Consider the following 20086-nt stretch of genomic DNA (forward strand, 5'->3'; position numbering starts at 1 on the left):
GGACCGAGTAGGGCGCGGGCCCGAATTGACCGGTTTGATCGTCGGTTGGTGAGCAAACTCACATGGAGATCATGGGGTCTTCACGTCTTCTGCGGGATTCCGGATGTTTAGCCTGACGTTTTACAAAGGGCAGCGTTCTGATAACCCGCGCCCGTGCGGGGGGCACTTGAGGCCCTCCCGGCGCCCGAAACGACAAGGTCTCGTACAAAACGTGAAGACGACGACGATGTTCCGCACCATAGCCAACCCGCGGCGTACGACGCTGGCGCACCTCGACGGCGCCGACGCGCTGCACACCCCGGACCAGCCGGAGCACTCCGTCACCCTCCCCACGCAGACGGCCAACCCCAGGCGCACGGTTCTCATGAACGTCCCGGTCGAGGCCGCCGCCGTCGCGGAGTAGCCACGCACGGCAGCCGCCGGACACACCGGACCGGCCCCGTACGGACCCGAAGGGCGCCCACCGACTCGGTGGGCGCCCTTCCGCGTTCCCTCGGTCCTCCGCGCTCGGGCCCTCGGCCCTCCACGCTCGCGCGGCCCGCCCCGGCGAGTCCGGCCGGGGCCGCCCCGCCGGCCCCGGGCCACGCGCGGCGTGCGGGCCGTAATGCGCGAGGCGCGAGCCCCCTGCCGCGTTAGCCTGGAGCGTCAGACTCCAGCCAGCTCAGTCAAGGGGCCAAGCATCCCGTGCGCATCGCCAGGTTCTCCATCGACGGGAACGTCGCCTTCGGCGCGGTCGAGGGCGACAAGCAGGACGAACTCGTCCTGGACATCATCAAGGGCATCCCGTTCACGGACTTCGAGCTCTCCGGCACGAAGGTGCCGCTGAGCAAGGTCAGGCTGCTGCCGCCGGTGCTCCCCAACAAGGTGGTGGCCTTCGGCCGCAACTACGCGGAGCACGCGAAGGAGCTGGGCAACGAGGTGCCGGACGCGCCGTTCGCCTTCTTCAAGCCCTCCACCTCGGTGATCGGCCCCGACGACGCGATCCAGTACCCGTCCTTCTCCCAGGAGCTGCACCACGAGGCCGAGCTGGCCGTGGTGATCGGCCGGATGTGCCGCGAGGTCCCGCGCGACCGCGTCAAGGACGTGATCTTCGGCTACACCTGCGCCAACGACGTCACCGCCCGCGACGTCCAGAAGCGCGAGAAGCAGTGGGCGCGGGCCAAGGGCTTCGACACCTCCTGCCCGCTCGGGCCCTGGGTGGAGACCGGCCTGGACCTCGCCACCGCGTCCGACCTGGCCGTCCAGCTGACGGTCAACGGCCAGCAGCGCCAGCTCGGCCGCACCAGCGAGATGATCCACTCGATCGAGGATCTGATCGTCAACATCACCGAGGCCATGACGCTGCTCCCCGGCGACGTGATCCTCACGGGCACCCCGGCAGGGGTCGGCCCCCTGGTCGTCGGCGACGAGGTCGCCGTCACCATCGAAGGCATCGGCACTCTCACCAACAAGGTTGTCAAGCGTGGCTAGCGCACCCGTCCGTGTACGTTTCTGCCCGTCGCCCACCGGTAACCCCCACGTGGGCCTGGTCCGCACCGCCCTGTTCAACTGGGCGTTCGCACGGCACCACCAGGGAACCCTGGTCTTCCGTATCGAGGACACCGACGCGGCCCGCGACTCCGAGGAGTCCTACGCCCAGCTGCTGGACTCGATGCGCTGGCTGGGCTTCGACTGGGACGAGGGTCCCGAGGTCGGCGGCCCGCACACGCCCTACCGGCAGTCGCAGCGCATGGACCTCTACAAGGACGTCGCCGACAAGCTGCTCGCCGCCGGCCGCGCCTACCACTGCTACTGCTCCCAGGAGGAGCTGGACAGCCGCCGCGAGGCCGCCCGCGCCGCCGGCAAGCCCTCCGGCTACGACGGCCACTGCCGCGACCTCTCCGCCGCACAGGTCGAGGAGTACAAGGCGCAGGGCCGCGCCCCGATCGTCCGCTTCCGGATGCCCGACGAGACGATCACCTTCACGGACCTGGTCCGCGGCGAGCTCACGTTCACCCCGGAGAACGTCCCGGACTACGGCATCGTCCGAGCCAACGGGGCTCCCCTCTACACGCTCGTCAACCCGGTCGACGACGCCCTGATGGAGATCACCCACGTCCTGCGCGGCGAGGACCTGCTCTCCTCCACCCCCCGCCAGATCGCCCTGTACAAGGCGCTGATCGAGCTGGGCGTCGCCAAGGAGATCCCGTCCTTCGGCCATCTGCCGTACGTGATGGGCGAGGGCAACAAGAAGCTCTCCAAGCGCGACCCCGAGTCGTCCCTCAACCTGTACCGGGAGCGCGGCTTCCTGCCGGAGGGCCTGCTCAACTACCTCTCCCTGCTCGGCTGGTCGCTCTCGGCCGACCAGGACATCTTCGGCATGGACGAGATGGTCGCGGCCTTCGACATCGCGGACGTCAACCCCAACCCGGCGCGCTTCGACCTCAAGAAGTGCGAGGCGATCAACGCCGACCACATCCGGCTGCTGGACGTGAAGGACTTCACCGAGCGCTGCGCCCCCTGGCTGAAGGCCCCGGTCGCCCCCTGGGCGCCGGAGGACTTCGACGCGGCCAAGTGGGAGGCCATCGCCCCGCACGCCCAGACCCGGCTGAAGGTCCTCTCCGAGATCACCGACAACGTCGACTTCCTGTTCCTGCCGGAGCCGGTCTTCGACGAGGCGAGCTGGACCAAGGCGATGAAGGAGGGCTCGGACGCGTTGCTGCGCACCGCCCGGGAGAAGCTCGTCGCCGCCGACTGGACGTCCGCCGAGTCCCTGAAGGAGGCCGTCCTGGCCGCCGGCGAGGCCCACGGCCTCAAGCTCGGCAAGGCGCAGGCCCCGGTCCGGGTGGCCGTCACCGGCCGCACGGTCGGCCTGCCGCTCTTCGAGTCCCTGGAGGTCCTGGGCGAGGAGAAGACGCTGGCCCGTATCGACGCGGCGCTGGCGCGGCTCTCCGCGTGACCCGCGCACGGCTTCGGGCGTGATCCACGCACGGCCCGAGACGTGCTCCACGCACGCGTGAAGGGGGCGGCACCCGGGTTTCCGGGGCCGCCCCCTTCGCCGTCCCGCCGGACCGCCCCCGGAGAGAGCGGCACGGCGGTACTGTCGGTGCCATGCCGGTCGTAGCAGTGGTCTGGGACGTGGACGACACCCTCTTCGATTACACGACCGCGGACCGGGAGGGCATGCGCGCGCACCTGGCCGCCGAGGGACTGCTCGCCGGATACGGCACACCGGAGCTCGCCCTGGCCCGGTGGCGGGAGGTCACCGACGCGCAGTGGGCCCGCTTCTCGGCGGGGGAGACGACCTTCCAGGGACAGCGCAGGGACCGGGTCCGGGTCTTCCTGGAGACGCCGCTCAGCGACGCCGAGGCCGACAGCTGGTTCGAGCGGTACGTCGGACACTACGAGACCGCCTGGTCCCTCTTCCCGGACGTCCTGCCGGTCCTGGACGCCCTCGGCGCCGACTACCGGCACGCGGTGCTCTCCAACTCCAGCCTCACCGTGCAGGAGCGCAAGCTGCGGGTGCTCGGCGTGCGCGACCGCTTCGAGACCGTCCTGTGCGCGGCGGAGCTCGGGATCTCCAAGCCGGACGCGGGCGCCTTCCACGCGGCCTGCGAGGCGCTGGAACTCGCCCCGCGGCAGGTCGCGTACGTCGGCGACCACCCGGAGATCGACGGGCGGGGCGCGGCCGAGGCCGGGCTGCTGTCGGTGTGGATCGACCGTGACGGCGCGTGCACCGGCGGCGAGGCGCAGGCCGGACCGCACCGGATCACCTCCCTCGCCGAACTTCCCGCGATCCTCGGCGCGGATACCCGTTTTGGAGCCCCGTCCACCTTCAGGTAATGTTCTTCCTGCGCCGCCGGAGAGCGGGCCGAAAGGCCCCGAAATCCGGGGGAGCGAACTAGAACAAGATCCCCTCAGGGGCTTGCGTTCCAGTGGCCTATGGTGTAATTGGCAGCACGACTGATTCTGGTTCAGTTAGTCTTGGTTCGAGTCCAGGTAGGCCAGCTCGCAGAGCTCATCTGCAAAGCCCCCGTTGTGTAGCGGCCTAGCACGCTGCCCTCTCAAGGCAGTAGCGCCGGTTCGAATCCGGTCGGGGGTACAGATCCTTCCCGCGAGGACAGTTCGGGTAGCTCCCGCTGCCCTCGACGCAGGATCGCTAGGGCCCCCGTTGTGTAGCGGCCTAGCACGCCGCCCTCTCAAGGCGGTAGCGCCGGTTCGAATCCGGTCGGGGGTACGCAGTTGGTCTAAACCACATTGGTCTATGGTGTAATTGGCAGCACGACTGATTCTGGTTCAGTTAGTCTTGGTTCGAGTCCAGGTAGACCAGCTCGGATCTGCGGAAACGTTAGATCCTCGCCCCCGTTGTGTAGCGGCCTAGCACGCCGCCCTCTCAAGGCGGTAGCGCCGGTTCGAATCCGGTCGGGGGTACGAGCCCGATGGGCCTCCACTTCGGTGGGGGCCTATCGGCGTTTCCGGACCCGGGCGCGGGGCGCCTCGCCGGTGCGGGCCGGGCCTACTCGAAGCCGTACCGCCGCGCCGACTCCTCCTCCTGGGCCAGCCGGTGCAGGGCCCGCAGGGCGGGCTCGAAGAGGATCGCGGCCGCGACCGCCGTCTCCACCTTCTCCGCCTCCGAGGACCGGGTCTCCACGAAGTCCAGGTCGTGCACCGCCGCTCGGTGCATCAACCGGGCGTACGGCAGCATCAGTTCGGCGTCCCAGGCGTACCCGAGCCGGCGCAGCGTGGCCACGGCCGCCACCAGCGAACGGTGCGCGGGGGAGATACTGCTCAGGGAGCGGGCGTTCGACCAGCCCAGCCGCTCCATCACCTGGTCCACCTCGTGGTGGGCCGCGCGCACCTCCTCGTCGCTGCCGTCCGGTTCGGGCACCTGCGGCAGCGCCCAGAGTGCCGCGCCCAGCCGGATCGTGCGACCCAAGGACTCGTCGTCCACATGCGCGAGGACCTCCCGCGCGGTGGCCACCGGCACCCGGCCCACCTGGATCAGCGCCCGCACCAGCCGCAGCCGGCGCAGATGGTCCTCGTCGTACTCGGCCGTGGTCGTGTTGACCTGGCGGCCCGGTGCCAACAGGCCCTCGCGCAGGTAGTACTTGATCGTCGCGGTGGACACACCGCTGCGCTCGCTCAGTTCGGCCAGTCGCATCTCTTGTGTCCCTTCTCGGATACCGGCACTATCCAAACATGCGGCAGTCGGATAGTGCCGCTCACCGACGGACAGCGAGGGGGAAGCGTCATGTTCGGCAAACCCGTCACCGCGGGCCGTACGACCGCCGCAGCGGAGGGCGACGTGGTCGTCCTGCTGATCGGCATGCGGATCAACCACTTCTGGGCCGTGCACCACTGGGTCCCGCTGTTCCTGGCCATGCCGAGGATGCTGCTCGAATTGCGGCGGGACCCCGGGCGCGGGCTCCTGGGGCATGTGCTGCTGACGGCCTCCCCCCGGACGTACTACGTGGTCCAGTACTGGGAGTCCAAGGAGAAGCTCTACGCGTACGCCTCGTCGCCCGACATGTTCCACCACCGGGCGTGGGCGATCGTCAACCGCAAGGAGAAGGCGGGCAAGGTGCGGCAGCACGTGGGGCTGTGGCACGAGACCTATGTCGTGCCCGAGGGCGGCTACGAGTCGATCTACGCGGACATGCCGGCCTTCGGACTCGCGGCCGCGCACGGGCAGCTGCCGCTGGAGAGGCGGGGGCGCCGGGCGAAGGACCGCTTCGCCCACCGGTCGACGTCCGCGTCGGGGGACACCTCGGGGGCCGCGTCAGGGAGCGTCGGGGCGACGACGGCTGCGGCGGCCGGGGCGACGGCGTCCGAGGACGCCTGAGGCTGCCGGTCCGGGCGGCGCCGGCAGCGTGGGTCGTACAGGCGGTGCTGGGTCTGCGGATGATGCTGGGTCTGCGAGTCGTGCGGGGCGCGGGGAAGGGCCTGCCGCGGCGTTGAGGCCGGCCCTTTCCCGCGGACGGACGCGGGGACCGGTCAGCCGGTGCGGCGCAGGGCCTCGGAGAGCCGGCCCGCCGCGTCGATGACCGCCTGGGCGTGCATCCGCCCCGGGTGACGCGAGAGCCGCTCGATGGGGCCGGACACGGACACGGCGGCCACCACGCGGTTGGACGGGCCGCGCACGGGCGCGGAGACGGACGCGACGCCCGGCTCGCGCTCGCCGATGGACTGGGCCCAGCCCCGGCGGCGGACACCCGAGAGCGCCGTGGCCGTGAAGCGGGCGCCCTGGAGGCCGCGGTGCAGCCGCTCCGGCTCCTCCCAGGCCATCAGGATCTGCGCCGAGGAACCGGCCTTCATGGTGAGGGTGGAACCGACCGGGACCGTGTCCCGCAGGCCGGACAGGCGTTCCGCGGCGGCGACGCAGATACGCATGTCGCCCTGCCGGCGGTAGAGCTGCGCGCTCTCGCCCGTGATGTCACGCAGATGCGTGAGCACCGGGCCGGCGGTCGCGAGGAGGCGGTCCTCGCCGGCGGCCGCGGCCAGCTCGGCCAGGCGCGGTCCGAGGATGAACCGGCCCTGCATGTCGCGGGCCACCATCCGGTGGTGTTCCAGGGCCACGGCCAGTCGATGGGCCGTGGGTCGTGCCAGTCCGGTGGCCGCCACCAAGCCCGCGAGGGTGGCCGGTCCGGACTCCAGGGCGCTCAGGACAAGGGCTGCCTTGTCCAGGACGCCGACGCCGCTACTGTTGTCCATGAAACGATACTCGCGTCTCACTCTGTGAAACGCAAGTTCATTTTCCGGTGGAACGCGCCACTCTTGAAGTCACAGCGGCCCGCACATCAACGGGCCCGGCGGCGGACGCCCGGACACAGGGGCGCGGGCACCGCCACCTCAAGATCTCTAGTTGGGCCGGAGCACGCTTGACCGGCCGGAGGGAAAGCGATGGGTAGGACACTCGCGGAGAAGGTCTGGGACGACCATGTCGTCCGGCGCGCCGAGGGCGAGCCCGACCTCCTCTTCATCGATCTGCACCTGCTGCACGAGGTGACCAGCCCGCAGGCCTTCGACGGCCTCCGTCAGGCGGGTCGTCCGGTGCGGCGCCTCGATCTCACCATCGCCACCGAGGATCACAACACCCCGACCCTCGACATCGACAAGCCCATCGCCGACCCGGTCTCGCGCGCGCAGCTGGAGACCCTGCGCAAGAACTGCGCCGAGTTCGGCGTGCGGCTGCACCCGCTGGGCGACGTCGAGCAGGGCGTGGTGCACGTCGTCGGCCCGCAGCTGGGTCTGACCCAGCCCGGTATGACGGTGGTCTGCGGCGACTCCCACACCTCCACGCACGGCGCCTTCGGCGGACTGGCGTTCGGCATCGGCACCTCCCAGGTGGAGCACGTGCTGGCCACCCAGACGCTGCCGCTGGCCCGCCCGAAGACCATGGCCATCACCGTCGACGGCGAGCTGCCCGACGGCGTCACCGCCAAGGACCTCATCCTGGCGATCATCGCCAAGATCGGTACCGGCGGCGGCCAGGGCTACATCCTGGAGTACCGCGGCGCCGCCATCGAGAAGCTCTCGATGGAGGCCCGGATGACCATCTGCAACATGTCGATCGAGGCCGGCGCCCGCGCGGGCATGATCGCCCCCGACGAGACCACCTTCGCCTACCTCAAGGGCCGTGCCCACGCCCCCGAGGGCGAGGACTGGGACGCGGCCGTCGCGTACTGGAAGACCCTGAAGTCCGACGACGACGCGGAATTCGACGCGGAGGTCGTCATCGACGCCGCCTCGCTCTCGCCGTTCGTCACCTGGGGCACCAACCCCGGCCAGGGCGCGCCGCTTTCCGCCGACGTCCCCGACCCGGCTTCGTACGAAGACGCCTCGGAGCGGCTGGCCGCCGAAAAGGCCCTGGAATACATGGGGTTGGAGGCCGGGCAGGCGCTGCGCTCCATCAAGGTGGACACCGTCTTCGTAGGCTCCTGCACCAACGGGCGCATCGAGGACCTGCGCGCCGCCGCCGCGATCGTCGAGGGCCGCAAAGTCGCCGACGGCGTACGGATGCTGATCGTCCCCGGCTCCGCGCGGGTCGGCCTCCAGGCCGTCGCCGAGGGCCTGGACGTCGTCTTCAAGGAGGCCGGCGCCGAATGGCGGCACGCGGGCTGCTCGATGTGTCTGGGCATGAACCCCGACCAGCTGGCCCCCGGTGAGCGCTCCGCGTCCACCTCCAACCGCAACTTCGAGGGCCGGCAGGGCAAGGGCGGCCGTACGCACCTGGTGTCGCCGCAGGTCGCGGCCGCGACGGCGGTCCTGGGTCACCTGGCGTCCCCCGCCGACCTGTCCGACGCCGACACCCGTACGCCCGCTGGAGTCTGAGAGCCATGGAAGCATTCACCACGCACACCGGCCGGGCCGTCCCGCTGCGCCGCAGCAACGTCGACACCGACCAGATCATCCCTGCTCACTGGCTCAAGAAGGTGACCCGGGACGGCTTCGAGGACGGGCTGTTCGAGGCCTGGCGCAAGGACGCCTCCTTCGTCCTCAACCAGCCCGAGCGCCAGGGCGCCACCGTGCTGGTCGCGGGCCCGGACTTCGGTACCGGCTCCTCCCGCGAGCACGCCGTGTGGGCCTTGCAGAACTACGGCTTCAAGGCCGTGATCTCCTCCCGCTTCGCCGACATCTTCCGCGGCAACTCGCTCAAGAACGGCCTGCTCACGGTGGTGCTGGAGCAGAAGACCGTGGACGCGCTCCAGGAACTCACCGAGCGTGACCCACAGGCCGAGATCACGGTCGACCTGGAGGCCCGCGAGGTGCGCGCCGAGGGCGTCACCGCCACCTTCGAGCTGGACGAGAACTCCCGCTGGCGGCTGCTGAACGGGCTGGACGACATCTCCATCACCCTCCAGAACGAGGCCGACATCGCCGCCTACGAGAGCAAGCGCCCCTCGTACAAGCCGCGCACGCTCCAGGTCTGACCCGCAGGCCCGAGGCCCGACCCGCAGCTCCGAGCAGGTCGAGTTTCGGCCACCGCGACACCCCGCCTGTACCCCCGATCGCCACGATTGGGGGTACAGCCATGTCTGCACCCGAACGGCCCTGAAGGGGCCCGTCGGATCCCTCAACTTGCCACGTTACGCAGGTGGTTGGCGGGGTACCCGCCAGTTGTGACCGGAACCGCCGCCGGTGTCCGGGAAGCGGTTCACGGCGGCAGTTGCCCCCTGCGCAGGCGACAACTCGCCCCAGATGGCACAATCTGTGCATGGAACGCGACGGCCAACTCGAGCTCTATGCGGCAGTCGCGGACCGACTCAAGGAAGCGCACGCAAGGGTGCGCTCACTGCAAGTCCCGGAGGGCGTACGGATGGCGCTGACCCGGAAGCTGCTGGTCATTACGGCCGCGGCCAAGCACGATCTCGCCAACGCGACAAGGCGTCTGGAGCGGTTCATGGAGGACCTCGACGAGGGCCGATTCCCTGAAGAGGAACGCTGAACACGTCCGGGACAGCCGACTTCGTTGCGGCACAAGGGTGATTAGCCCGTTTCGTGTTTGATTTGCGGTATATATCTGCCTAACGTGCGAAAAGGCTTGAACACTTTCGTTCTGGCAATGTCTCCGAAGGGGAAGACGTGAACAAGGCGCAGCTCGTAGAAGCGATTGCCGACAAGATGGGCGGCCGCCAGCAGGCCGCCGACGCTGTCGACGCGGTCCTGGACGCCATCGTCCGCGCGGTCGTCGGCGGGGACCGGGTTTCGGTCACCGGATTCGGTTCGTTCGAGAAGGTCGACCGTCCGGCCCGCTATGCGCGCAACCCCCAGACCGGAGAGCGGGTTCGGGTCAAGAAGACGTCCGTGCCGCGGTTCCGCGCGGGCCAGGGCTTCAAGGACCTGGTGAGCGGCTCGAAGAAGCTTCCCCGTGGCGGCGAGGTCGCCGTCAAGAAGGCGCCCAAGGGCAGCCTGACCGGCGGTGCTTCCGCGACGGTCAAGAAGGCCGCCGCGAAGAAGGCCACGACGAAGGCCGCCGCCGCGAAGAAGGCCACGGCGCGCAAGACGACCGCCAAGAAGACGACGGCCGCCGTGAAGAAGACCACCGCGAAGACCACCGCGGCCGCCAAGACCACCGCGGCGAAGACCACCACCGCCAAGAAGGCGACGGCGAAGAAGGCCCCGGCGAAGAAGGCCGCCACCAAGGCCGCCCCCGCCAAGAAGTCGACCGCTCGCAAGACCACCGCCAAGAAGGCCGCCGCCCGCAAGTAGGGCAGGCACAGGGCACTCACGCGCCGGGCCGGACTCCCTCTCGGAAGTCCGGCCCGCGGCGTTCCGCGGGCCCGCCCGGAGGCGTCCGCTCAGAAGGTGTGCAGCGTCACCAGGGTGATCCGCCGGGCTTCCCCTTCGCCCTCGGTCTCCACCCGCACCCGCTGTCCAGGGCGCAACAGCCGCAGCCCGCCCGCGTCGAACGCCGCGGCGTCGAAGGGCACGGGCGTGCCGTCGTCCAGCAGCACCTGCCCGCTACGGGTCCCGGCGTCGTACGTGTATGCGGTCGCCTGCATGACGGCAGCCTACTGCCCGGGGATCAGCAGCCGCGCGGCGACGGCGGCCGTCCGGGGGCCGACCCCCAGCGCCAGCGCCGCGCGCAGGTCCGCGCCGGTGTCCACGTCCTGCCGTACGGAATCCACCGCGTCGAGAAGCAGTTCGCGCGCGCCGGAGTCGTGATGCCGGGCCCGAGAACGCGGACCGAATGCGGGCAGCAATTCCCGGCCCGGGGTCGCGGCCAGCAGCGTGGTGCCGATCGTTGCCGCGTCCGCGAGAAAAGCGCGCGGGAATTCCGCGGCCGCGTCCAGAACGCGGGCCAATTCAAACGGGCGCAGAGCCGGCAGATCGGCATTCAGGGCGGCCACCGGGCAGGCGGGGGACGCGGCGCGTACGACGGCCGCCGCGTGCGCCAGGGCGGCGTTCAGGCCGCCCCCCGGTTCGTCGGCGACGATGCGGGCGCCCAGCGTCGCCAGCTCCCGTCCGGCCAGCTCGTCGCCCGTGACTACCGCCACATCCCCGACGGCCGGACTGGCCAGCGCGGCCGCCACGGTGTCCTGCGCGAACGCGAGCGCGAGGCTCGGACGCAACCCGTCGGCGGCGGTGTCCGACAGCCTGCTCTTGGCCCGCGCCAAAGACTTCAGGGGGATGATCAAGGTCCACTGCACCGGCGTTGTGCCCCTCTCTCGTCGCCGTCATTGTCACCTGGTCCATCCGGCCGCCGGGGTGGTGGGGCGTACGGTGTTCTCGACAGACCGGCGGCCCGGGGCGACACTTGTGCGGCCCCCAGCCCTGGGAGGAAGCCCCTAGAGGAAGGTGTCCGCGTGCCCCGCCGCAGAATCGGCTTCTGGTATCGCTTTGCCGCCGCGCTCTGCAAACCGCCGTTGGTGGTGCTGATCAAGCGGGACTGGCGTGGAATGGAGCACATTCCGGCCGATGGTGGATTTATCACCGCGGTGAACCACAATTCACATGTCGATCCCCTCGCATACGCGCACTATCAGTACAACACCGGACGGGTTCCGCGATTCCTGGCGAAAAGCGGCCTTTTCCGGAAGGGATTCGTCGGAGCCGCGATGCGCGGCACCGGACAGATCCCCGTCTACCGTGAGAGCACCGACGCGCTGAGCGCGTTCCGCGCCGCGATCGACGCCGTGGAACGCGGCGAGTGCGTCGCCTTCTACCCCGAGGGCACCCTCACCCGCGACCCGGACGGCTGGCCCATGACCGCCAAGACCGGTGCCGCCCGCGTCGCCCTCCAGACCAGGTGCCCGGTGATCCCGGTCGCGCAGTGGGGCGCCAACGAGCTGCTGCCGTCGTACGCGAAGAAGCCCAACATCCTTCCGCGCAAGACCCACCACGTGCTCGCGGGCCCGCCCGTGGACCTCTCCCGCTTCTACGGCGAGGAGATGACCCCGGAACTCCTGAAGGAGGCGACCGAGGTCATCATGGCCGCCATCACCCGCCTGCTGGAGGAGATCCGCGGCGAGAAGGCGCCCGAGACTCCGTACGACCCGCGCCGCGAGCGGATCGAGCAGCGCCGCCGCACCGAGGCGCAGACGCAGTCGCAGCTCCAGGCCCGCGGCCGGGTGCGGACGCAGGAGCAGGCCAGGCAGGAAGAAGAGGGGCACAGCAAGTGAGCATGCCGGTCAAGGCGGCGGTCTTCAGCGCCGGTTCGTGGGGTACCGCCTTCGGCGCGGTGCTCGCCGACGCGGGCTGTGAGGTGACCCTGTGGGGGCGCCGCGCGGAGGTCGTGGACGCGATCAACTCCACCCGGACCAATCCCGACTACTTCCCGGGCATCGAACTCCCGGCGAACCTGCGGGCCACCACCGATCCGGCCGAGGCCGCCGCCGGCGCCGACTTCACGGTCCTGTCGATCCCGTCGCAGACCCTGCGCGCCAACCTCGCCGAGTGGGCGCCGCTGCTGGCCCCCCGTACGGTTCTCGTCTCCCTCATGAAGGGCGTCGAGCTCGGCACCACGATGCGGATGAGCGAGGTGATCGAGGACGTCGCCAAGGTCGAACGCGAGCGGGTCGCCGTGGTCACCGGACCCAACCTGGCCCGGGAGATCGCCGCCCGGATGCCGGCCGCCGCCGTGGTCGCCTGCACCGACGAGGCCGTCGCCCAGCGCCTTCAGACCGCCTGCCACACGCCCTACTTCCGCCCGTACACCAACACGGACGTCGTGGGCTGCGAGCTCGGCGGCGCGGTCAAGAACGTGATCGGCCTGGCCGTCGGCATCGCGGACGGCATGGGCCTCGGCGACAACGCCAAGGGCTCGCTGATCACCCGCGGCCTCGCCGAGACCACCCGGCTGGGCCTGGCCATGGGAGCCGACCCGCTGACCTTCTCCGGGCTCGCGGGCCTGGGCGACCTGGTGGCGACCTGCTCCTCGCCGCTGTCGCGCAACCACACCTTCGGCACCAACCTCGGCCGGGGCATGACCCTCCAGGAGACCATCGCGGTCACCCGACAGACCGCCGAGGGCGTCAAGTCCTGCGAGTCCGTGCTCGATCTGGCCCGCAGGCACGGAGTCGACATGCCCATCACCGAGACCGTGGTCGGGATCGTGCACGAGGGCAAGCCTCCCGTGGTCGCGCTCAAGGAGCTGATGTCGCGCAGCGCGAAGGCCGAGCGACGCTGAGCGAACCCGCCCCGTCGCCGCTGTCTCCGCGCACTGCCACCGGGTACTCTCAACCCGATATGAGCACCGAGAACCTCCCCCAGAGCCCCGAGCAGCCGTCCCGCAAGCCGCGGGTGGCCGTCGTGTTCGGCGGCCGCAGCTCCGAACACGGGATCTCCGTGGTCACCGCCGGCGCCGTACTGCGGGCGATCGACCGGACCAAGTACGACGTCCTGCCGATCGGCATCACCCGGGACGGCCGTTGGGCCCTGACCGCCGACGAGCCGGACCGCATGGCGATCACCGAACGCCGTACGCCCAGCGTCGACGAGCTCGCCGAGTCGCACGAGGGCGGCGTGGTGCTCCCCGTCGACCCCGCCAACCGCGAGGTCGTCTACAGCGAGCCCGGCTCGGTGCCCAAGGCGCTCGGCGAGGTCGACGTCGTCTTCCCGGTGCTGCACGGCCCCTACGGCGAGGACGGCACCCTCCAGGGTCTGCTGGAGCTCTCCGGTGTCCCGTACGTCGGCGCGGGTGTCCTCGCCTCGGCCGTCGGCCAGGACAAGGAGTACATGAAGCGGGTGTTCACCTCGTTCGGGCTGAAGGTCGGCCCCTACGTGGTGATCCGGCCGCGCGAGTGGCAGCAGGACGAGCCGGGCGCCCGCAGGAAGATCGCCGAGTTCGCCGGCGAGCACGGCTGGCCGCTGTTCGTGAAGCCCGCCCGCGCGGGTTCGTCGATCGGCATCACCAAGGTCGACGACCCCTCCGGGCTCGACGAGGCCATCGCCGAGGCCCAGCGGCACGACCCGAAGATCATCGTCGAGGCGGCGCTGCGCGGCCGCGAGATCGAGTGCGGCGTCCTGGAGTTCGAGGACGGCCCCCGGGCCTCCGTCCCGGCCGAGATCCCGCCGCCGGACGCCCACGCGTACTACGACTTCGAGGCGAAGTACATCGACTCGACGCCGGGCCTGGTCCCGGCCCCGCTGACCGCCGAGGAGACGGCCGAGGTGCAGCGGCTCGCGGTCGACGCCTTCGAGGCGGCGTCCTGCGAGGGCCTGGTGCGGGCGGACTTCTTCCTCACGGAGGACGGCGAGTTCGTCATCAACGAGATCAACACCATGCCGGGCTTCACCCCGATCTCGATGTACCCGCAGATGTGGCAGGCGAGCGGCATCGGCTACGCGGAACTGGTGGACCGCCTCGTCCAGGCGGCCCTGCGCCGCTCCACCGGCCTGAGGTGACCTGCCGTACCCGGCCTCGCGGACGACCGAGGCCGGGGGCCCGCCTGTGGCGCGGACCGGTGGACCGGCCGGCCGCCCGCACGGTCCGCGTTCCGGGCCGAGTGCCGGGCGGATCTGGATGAGCAGGTGAGCACGGGGGTCCGCGACGCGGTCGCGGTCGGTCGTGACGGGCTCGCGGTTCGCGACGCGGTCGCTCCTGACGGCCCTGCGCGGGACGGCGACGGGTTTGCACAGGGCGGCACGGGTCCGCAGCGCGGAATCCGCGACGGCCCTGCGCGGAATCGGGGCGGGTCTGCGCGGGATCCGCGATGGACCTGTGCGAGATCGGGGCCGGTCCGCGGGTGACCGCGACGGGCCTGCGCGGGATTCACGATGGACATGTGCGGGATCGGGTGGGTCTGCGGCGATCGCGACGGGCCTGCGCGGGATTCACGACGGACTTGCGCGGGATCGGGCGGGTCTGCGGACGAGTGCGACGGATCCGCGCGGGACCGGGGCGGGTCGGCGCGGGATGCGCACGGGTCTGTGGGTGACCGCTGGTCCGCGCGTGGGGACCGTGGTGGCAGCGCGGTCGGTCATGGCGGGCCGTGAGGGCCGGTTCGCGCGGCGCGCAGCACTCAGTCGGCGATCCCCTCCGGGATCGCCTTCTTGACGGCGGGCGCCAGATCCACCAGCGGCGCCAGCCCGTCCCCGGTGTGCGCCTCGGGAATCTCCACCTCGACGTACGCCTTGCGCAGGGTCGTGGTGAACCGGAAGGCTCCGCCGTCCTGCTTCTCCAGCAGCCAGCCGACCCCGTTCACCTCGACCCCGTCGGCCTCGGGATCGGCCATCTTGGCGGGTCGCCCGACACCGCAGCGCAGTATGATCGCCGGGTTCCCCCAGCCCGCGGTCAGCGCGGAGGCGGGCTCGGGATCACGCCGGCCGAGACCGTCCACCTTCGACGGCAGCACCGCGTCCAGTTTCCGGCACAACGCCACGGTCTTCGCGTCGGCGCTGGGAACCGCCGCCGACGCGCTGCCGTCCGTCGACGAGCAGCCCGCGACGGCGACGAGGAGGGCGAGCGCGGGCGGCCCGAGGACAATGCGGTGCCGGTGACGGGAGGAGTTCACCGGCCAAGGGTAGACGGGGGCTACAGATGGACCACCGGGCAGGTCAGGGTTCGGGTGATGCCGTCCACCTGCTGGACTTTGGCGACCACCATGCGACCGAGGTCGTCCACGGTGTCGGCCTGGGCGCGCACGATCACGTCATACGGTCCTGTCACGTCCTCGGCCTGGATCACCCCAGGGATCTTGCTGATCGTCTCGGCGACGGTCGACGCTTTGCCGACCTCCGTCTGGATCAGGATGTACGCCTGTACCACGGAACCTCCAGGGCGGCCACGAGGATCATGTGGGGAAAAGGAACGCCACGGTATCGCGTCGCCGCTCGCCGCGGGGAGACCTGCGGGGGCCGAGGCTCGCGCGCCGGGGTACACGCACGCACGAAGTTGACGGTCACCTCGACCGTATCGAGGACACTGGAGACGCGCGACCGGGCTTGGACAGGGCCGGAAGGGGAGCAAGGGCAATGAAGGGCACTGTTGGTGAGCTCGGGGAGTTCGGGCTCATCAGGGAGCTCACCTCCCGTCTCACCACCACACCGGCGGTCCGGGTCGGCCCCGGCGACGACGCCGCGGTGGTCGCCGCCCCCGACCGCAGGGTCGTGGCGAGCACCGACATCCTGCTGGAGGGACGGCACTTCCGCCGCGACTGGTCCACGGCCTACGACGTGGGCCGCAAGGCCGCCGCGCAGAACCTCGCCGACATCGCCGCCATGGGCGCGGTGCCGACGGCGCTGCTGCTCGGACTGGTCGTCCCCGCGGAACTCCCCGTCGCCTGGCCGACCGAGCTGATGGACGGGCTGCGCGACGAGTGCCAGGTCGCGGGCGCCTCCGTGGTCGGCGGTGACGTCGTGCGCGGCGACACGATCATGGTGTCGATCACCGCGCTCGGCGATCTGCGCAACCAGGAGCCGGTGACGCGCGCGGGCGCGCAGCCCGGCGACCTCGTCGCGGTCACCGGCTGGCTCGGCTGGTCCGCCGCCGGGTACGCGGTGCTCTCCCGCGGCTTCCGCTCGCCGCGCGCCTTCGTCGAGGCGCACCGGCGCCCCGAACCCCCGTACCACGCGGGCCCGGCCGCGGCCGGACTGGGCGCGACCGCCATGTGCGACGTGAGCGACGGGCTCATCGCCGACCTCGGCCACATCGCCGAGGCCAGCAAGGTGCGTATCGACATCCGCTCCGGCGCCATCGACATCCCGACCCAGATGAACGACATCGGGCAGGCCGTCGGCGTCGATCCGATGCAGTGGGTGCTGACCGGGGGAGAGGACCACGCGATCGTGGCGACCTTCCCGCCGGACACCAAGCTGCCCGCCCGCTGGAAGGTCATCGGCGAGGTGCTCAACCCGTCGGCGCTGCCCCAGGTGACGGTCGACGGGGCGCCGTGGACCAGCAAGGGCGGCTGGGACCACTTCGGGGGCATCGAGTCGTGAGCGCGCCACCGAGAGTGCTGACGGTCGCGGGCTCCGACTCCGGCGGCGGGGCGGGGATCCAGGCCGACCTGAAGACCATGCTCGCGCTCGGCGTGCACGGCATGAGCGTGATCACCGCGGTCACCGCGCAGAACTCCCTGGGCGTGCAGGGCGCCTGGGAGCTGCCCGCACAGGCGGTACGGGCGCAGTTCCGCAGCGTCGTCGACGACATCGGCGTCCAGGCGGTGAAGACCGGGATGCTTGCCTCCGCCGAACTGGTCGAGACGGTCGCCGAGTTGCTGGCAGGCACGGACGCGCCGGTGGTCGTCGACCCGGTGGGCGTCTCCAAGCACGGCGATCCGTTGCTGGCGCCCGCCGCCCTGGACTCCGTACGCACGAAGCTGCTGCCGGTCGCGACGGTCGCCACCCCGAACCTCGACGAGGTGGCGCAACTCACCGGTGTCCGGGTCGATTCGGAGCGGCGGATGCGTACGGCGGCGGAGGCCGTGCTGGCGTACGGGCCGCGCTGGGTGGTGATCAAGGGCGGTCATCTCGCCGGGGAGGCGGTCGACCTGCTCACCGACGGCGCCGAGGAGCACTGGCTGCGCGCCGCCCGCCACGACAACCGGCACACGCACGGCACCGGCTGCACCCTCGCGTCCGCGATCGCGGCACGGCTGGCGAAGGGGCGGTCCGTGCCGGAGGCGGTGACGGATGCCAAGGAGTACGTCACCGGGGCGATCGCGGGCGGGTTCGCGCTCGGCGCGGGTCTCGGCCCGGTGGACCACCGGTGGAACCTCACGACCCGGACCGCCGCACCACCGCGAGCCTGACGGCCGAGGGCAGGGGCCCGGACGGGGACCTGGGTCCGGCGTACGGGCCCGGTGCATCGGTCCGGACCCGGACATGGCAAAAAGCCGACCTACCCGAGAGCAGATCGGCTTTTCACGGCGAACCAGCAGTGGCCGCGCATGATGGGGTTCCCCCCGTCCCGGACGAAGCCGGGATATGGGGGATGAGCGTCAGCGCGAGACCTTGCCGGCCTTGATGCACGAGGTGCAAGCGTTCACGCGCTTCGGCGTCCCGCCCACCACGGTACGCACGCGCTGGATGTTGGGGTTCCAGCGGCGCGGCGTACGGCGGTGCGAGTGCGAGATGTTGTTGCCGAAGCCCGGCCCCTTGCCGCAGACGTCGCAGTTGGCAGCCACGGGTCACTCCAAAGACTTCAGATGCACTTACGGATGATCCCGGCGTGCCGGGATCAGGATCGAGGATCTGAGTGGCGGTACCGGGAGGAGAGCCCGATGGGATCGGGCAACCGGAGCAGCATACAACGACTGCGCCAGTACAACGAAACTACCATGGCTGCCCGAGGGTCCGCCCCCGGCCCTCTTCCGGCGGACACCGGTTCTGGGTCTACGCTGCGTCCCAGTCCAGCAGCTCAAGGAGGCGCAGGTGCCGCAGGTGCCGCAGACATTCTTCGATGCTCTCGCGGTGCGTACCTGGTGCGGTCTCGCGTTGCAGGCGCTTGGACGCGCGCGCGAGGAGATCGACGCGATCAATGTCTACCCCGTCGCGGACGGGGACACCGGCACCAATCTCTATCTGACCGTGGAGTCGGCCGTCGCGGCCGTCGAAGCGGTGTTCCTGGGGCACGAGACGGCCTCCGCGGGACTCGGGGCCGGCTCCGACGCGGACGGCGCGGCCGACGCCTCCCCTCATCCCGTACCCGCGCTGTCGCCCTCCCTGGCGGAGGCCGCGCGCGCGATGGCGCACGGGGCCCTGATCGGGGCGCGCGGCAACTCCGGGACGATCGTCGCGCAGCTGCTGCGCGGCATGGCGCAGGTCTTCGCCGCGGACGGTGCGGCCGCTCACACCGACGCGCGAGGACTGCGGCTGGCCCTGCGGCACGCGGCCGACTCCGCCCGGCAGGCCGTGGCCCACCCGGTCGAGGGCACGGTGCTGTCGGTCGCCTCCGCCGCCGCGGACGCGGCCGAGGGAGCCGGGGACGACTGCGGGACGGTCGCGCGGGCGGCCTACGAGGGGGCGCGGGCGGCGTTGGCGGCGACCCCGGGCCAGCTGGCCGTCCTGGAGCGGGCCGGAGTGGTCGACGCCGGTGGGCGCGGGCTGGTCGCGGTGCTCGGGGCGCTGGTCGAGACGCTGACGGGCGAGGCCCCGACGACCGCCCCGACGGGCCGTGCCCCCGTCGGCACTCCCGTCCCTGTCGTCACCGTCACCGAGGTGGACGACGTGCTGTGCGCGGACCGGCCCGAGGCCGCGGAGGACGGCGGCCCCGCCTTCGAGGTGATCTACCTGCTGGAGGCCGACGACGCGGCCGTCGCACGGCTGCGGGACCGGCTCGACGCCCTCGGGGACTCGCTCGTCGTGGTCGGCGGCGACGGACTGTGGAACGTCCACGTGCACGTCGACGACGCCGGTGCCGCCGTGGAGGCGGGCGTCGAGGCCGGGCGGCCGCACCGGATCCGGATCACCCACTTCGGCGTCGGTGACGCGCACACCCGCGCTGCCGGGCGGCCGCCCCGGGAGCGGGTCCAGCGCGCCGTGGTGGCCGTGGTGCCCGGCGAGGGACTGGCCGGGCTGTACGCCGAGTCGGGGGCCACCACCGTGCTCGCCCGCCCGGGGGAGCCGCCCGCGAGCGGCGAACTGGTCGAGGCCGTGCGCCGCGCCCACGCGCGCGAGGTCGTCCTGCTGCCCAACGACGCCGACCTGCGCCACACCGCGGCCGCGGCGGCGGAGCAGGCCCGGGCGGAGGGCATCCGGGTGGCGCTGATCCCGACCCGTTCCGCCGTCCAGGGCATAGCCGCGCTCGCCGTGCACGAGGCCGACCGCCGCTTCGACGAGGACGTCGTCGCCATGACCTCGGCGGCCGGCGCCACCCGCTACGCCGAGCTGACCGTCGCCGAACGCCAGTCCTGGACCATGGCCGGCATCTGCCAGGCGGGTGACGTCCTCGGTCTCGTCGACGGCGACGTGGCCGTGATCGGATCGGACGTCACGGAGACCGCCGGGACCGTGCTGGACCGGATGCTCCAGGCGGGCGGCGAACTCGTCACCATCGTCCTCGGCGACGAGGCGCCGGAGGCCGTCGCCGAACACCTCCGGACCCGTGTGCGCGAGGCCTACCTCGCCGTCGACACGGTCGTCTACCGAGGCGGCCGCCAGGGCTCGCTGCTGCTCATCGGCGTGGAGTAGTCGAACGGGTGAACGGTGGGGCGGTGGACCGCCC

22 protein-coding genes and 5 tRNA genes are annotated in these 20086 nt (G+C 71.3%); 20 read left to right on the forward strand and 7 right to left on the reverse strand.

Annotated elements, in window-relative coordinates; translation table 11 throughout:
* The first annotated feature begins 211 nt into the window (after nt 1–211).
* From FNH09_RS16085 to FNH09_RS16125, 9 genes are all read left to right on the forward strand, one after another.
* A complete protein-coding gene (locus FNH09_RS16085; protein ID WP_152888402.1) occupies nt 212–403 on the forward strand; it encodes a hypothetical protein in 192 nt (63 codons plus the stop codon).
* 281 nt (nt 404–684) lie between these two features.
* Nucleotides 685–1470, forward strand: coding sequence for a fumarylacetoacetate hydrolase family protein (locus FNH09_RS16090; protein ID WP_162468661.1), 786 nt, complete (start codon nt 685–687; stop codon nt 1468–1470).
* Nucleotides 1454–2938, forward strand: coding sequence for a glutamate--tRNA ligase (gene gltX, locus FNH09_RS16095; protein ID WP_152888403.1), 1485 nt, complete (start codon nt 1454–1456; stop codon nt 2936–2938). The genes FNH09_RS16090 and gltX overlap by 17 nt, the downstream gene beginning before the upstream one ends.
* Nucleotides 2939–3090: 152 nt before the next feature.
* Nucleotides 3091–3822 carry an HAD family hydrolase gene (locus tag FNH09_RS16100; protein WP_152888405.1) on the forward strand — a complete coding sequence of 244 codons (732 nt, stop codon included), beginning with the start codon at nt 3091–3093 and terminating at the stop codon, nt 3820–3822.
* Between the two features lie 93 nt (nt 3823–3915).
* Nucleotides 3916–3987, forward strand: a tRNA-Gln gene (locus tag FNH09_RS16105).
* Between the two features lie 21 nt (nt 3988–4008).
* Nucleotides 4009–4081, forward strand: a tRNA-Glu gene (locus FNH09_RS16110).
* 62 nt (nt 4082–4143) lie between these two features.
* Nucleotides 4144–4216: transfer RNA gene (locus FNH09_RS16115), tRNA-Glu, on the forward strand.
* Nucleotides 4217–4237: 21 nt separating this feature from the next.
* Nucleotides 4238–4309: transfer RNA gene (locus FNH09_RS16120), tRNA-Gln, on the forward strand.
* Nucleotides 4310–4337: 28 nt separating this feature from the next.
* A tRNA-Glu gene (locus tag FNH09_RS16125) sits at nt 4338–4410 on the forward strand.
* 85 nt (nt 4411–4495) lie between these two features.
* On the opposite strand, the gene FNH09_RS16130 is transcribed toward FNH09_RS16125, so the two are convergent.
* Nucleotides 4496–5140 carry a MerR family transcriptional regulator gene (locus tag FNH09_RS16130; RefSeq protein WP_152888407.1) on the reverse strand — a complete coding sequence of 215 codons (645 nt, stop codon included), beginning with the start codon at nt 5138–5140 and terminating at the stop codon, nt 4496–4498.
* 90 nt (nt 5141–5230) lie between these two features.
* Here FNH09_RS16130 and FNH09_RS16135 point away from each other — a divergent pair, with 90 nt between their 5' ends.
* Entirely contained in the window at nt 5231–5821 is a 591-nt protein-coding gene (locus tag FNH09_RS16135) for a DUF4188 domain-containing protein (RefSeq protein ID WP_152888409.1), read from the forward strand.
* Nucleotides 5822–5973: 152 nt separating this feature from the next.
* Here the strand turns inward: FNH09_RS16135 and ndgR are convergent, their stop codons facing one another.
* Nucleotides 5974–6690: an IclR family transcriptional regulator NdgR gene (gene ndgR, locus FNH09_RS16140; RefSeq protein ID WP_081219617.1), complete on the reverse strand. Its 717-nt coding sequence runs from the start codon at nt 6688–6690 to the stop codon at nt 5974–5976.
* Between the two features lie 189 nt (nt 6691–6879).
* Between ndgR and leuC the strand changes: the two genes are divergently transcribed.
* The 4 genes from leuC to FNH09_RS16160 all read left to right on the forward strand — a co-directional run bounded on the left by leuC (nt 6880) and on the right by FNH09_RS16160 (nt 10188).
* Nucleotides 6880–8310, forward strand: coding sequence for a 3-isopropylmalate dehydratase large subunit (gene leuC, locus FNH09_RS16145; RefSeq protein WP_152888411.1), 1431 nt, complete (start codon nt 6880–6882; stop codon nt 8308–8310).
* A gap of 5 nt (nt 8311–8315) precedes the next feature.
* Nucleotides 8316–8909 (forward strand): 3-isopropylmalate dehydratase small subunit, encoded by a 594-nt coding sequence (leuD, locus tag FNH09_RS16150; RefSeq protein WP_152888413.1) that lies wholly within the window; start codon nt 8316–8318, stop codon nt 8907–8909.
* 284 nt (nt 8910–9193) lie between these two features.
* Nucleotides 9194–9424, forward strand: coding sequence for an SCO5555 family protein (locus FNH09_RS16155; RefSeq protein WP_152888415.1), 231 nt, complete (start codon nt 9194–9196; stop codon nt 9422–9424).
* A 137-nt stretch (nt 9425–9561) separates the two neighbouring features.
* Nucleotides 9562–10188: an HU family DNA-binding protein gene (locus FNH09_RS16160; protein WP_162468662.1), complete on the forward strand. Its 627-nt coding sequence runs from the start codon at nt 9562–9564 to the stop codon at nt 10186–10188.
* Nucleotides 10189–10277: 89 nt separating this feature from the next.
* Here the strand turns inward: FNH09_RS16160 and FNH09_RS16165 are convergent, their stop codons facing one another.
* On the reverse strand, nt 10278–10481 hold the full coding sequence (locus FNH09_RS16165; protein ID WP_152888417.1) for a hypothetical protein: 204 nt from the start codon (nt 10479–10481) through the stop codon (nt 10278–10280).
* 9 nt (nt 10482–10490) lie between these two features.
* Nucleotides 10491–11129, reverse strand: a complete 639-nt coding sequence (gene cofC, locus FNH09_RS16170; protein ID WP_162468663.1) for a 2-phospho-L-lactate guanylyltransferase — start codon at nt 11127–11129, stop codon at nt 10491–10493.
* Between the two features lie 156 nt (nt 11130–11285).
* Here cofC and FNH09_RS16175 point away from each other — a divergent pair, with 156 nt between their 5' ends.
* From FNH09_RS16175 to FNH09_RS16185, 3 genes are read left to right on the forward strand one after another with little or no spacing between them, the layout of a single operon-like run.
* Nucleotides 11286–12101 (forward strand): 1-acyl-sn-glycerol-3-phosphate acyltransferase, encoded by an 816-nt coding sequence (locus FNH09_RS16175; RefSeq protein ID WP_162468664.1) that lies wholly within the window; start codon nt 11286–11288, stop codon nt 12099–12101.
* Nucleotides 12098–13108: an NAD(P)H-dependent glycerol-3-phosphate dehydrogenase gene (locus tag FNH09_RS16180; RefSeq protein ID WP_162468665.1), complete on the forward strand. Its 1011-nt coding sequence runs from the start codon at nt 12098–12100 to the stop codon at nt 13106–13108. The genes FNH09_RS16175 and FNH09_RS16180 overlap by 4 nt, the downstream gene beginning before the upstream one ends.
* Nucleotides 13109–13167: 59 nt before the next feature.
* Nucleotides 13168–14325, forward strand: coding sequence for a D-alanine--D-alanine ligase family protein (locus tag FNH09_RS16185; protein WP_152888419.1), 1158 nt, complete (start codon nt 13168–13170; stop codon nt 14323–14325).
* 617 nt (nt 14326–14942) lie between these two features.
* Here FNH09_RS16185 and FNH09_RS16190 read toward each other — a convergent pair.
* Together FNH09_RS16190 and FNH09_RS16195 are read right to left on the reverse strand one after the other, a co-directional pair.
* A complete protein-coding gene (locus FNH09_RS16190) occupies nt 14943–15434 on the reverse strand; it encodes a DUF3515 family protein (protein ID WP_162468666.1) in 492 nt (163 codons plus the stop codon).
* A gap of 20 nt (nt 15435–15454) precedes the next feature.
* Nucleotides 15455–15688, reverse strand: a complete 234-nt coding sequence (locus tag FNH09_RS16195; protein ID WP_003997603.1) for an Lrp/AsnC family transcriptional regulator — start codon at nt 15686–15688, stop codon at nt 15455–15457.
* Nucleotides 15689–15894: 206 nt separating this feature from the next.
* On the opposite strand from FNH09_RS16195, the gene FNH09_RS16200 reads away from it, so the two are divergent.
* Entirely contained in the window at nt 15895–16860 is a 966-nt protein-coding gene (locus FNH09_RS16200; RefSeq protein ID WP_152888424.1) for a thiamine-phosphate kinase, read from the forward strand.
* A complete protein-coding gene (gene thiD, locus FNH09_RS16205) occupies nt 16857–17672 on the forward strand; it encodes a bifunctional hydroxymethylpyrimidine kinase/phosphomethylpyrimidine kinase (RefSeq protein WP_162468667.1) in 816 nt (271 codons plus the stop codon). The genes FNH09_RS16200 and thiD overlap by 4 nt, the downstream gene beginning before the upstream one ends.
* A 189-nt stretch (nt 17673–17861) precedes the next feature.
* Here thiD and rpmB read toward each other — a convergent pair whose 3' ends face one another.
* Nucleotides 17862–18047: a 50S ribosomal protein L28 gene (rpmB, locus tag FNH09_RS16210; RefSeq protein ID WP_004924906.1), complete on the reverse strand. Its 186-nt coding sequence runs from the start codon at nt 18045–18047 to the stop codon at nt 17862–17864.
* A gap of 247 nt (nt 18048–18294) precedes the next feature.
* On the opposite strand from rpmB, the gene FNH09_RS16215 reads away from it, so the two are divergent.
* Nucleotides 18295–20052, forward strand: a complete 1758-nt coding sequence (locus tag FNH09_RS16215) for a DAK2 domain-containing protein (protein WP_162468668.1) — start codon at nt 18295–18297, stop codon at nt 20050–20052.
* Nucleotides 20053–20086: the final 34 nt, after the last annotated feature.

The organism is Streptomyces adustus (assembly GCF_009377175.1).
Lineage (GTDB): Bacteria > Actinomycetota > Actinomycetes > Streptomycetales > Streptomycetaceae > Streptomyces > Streptomyces adustus.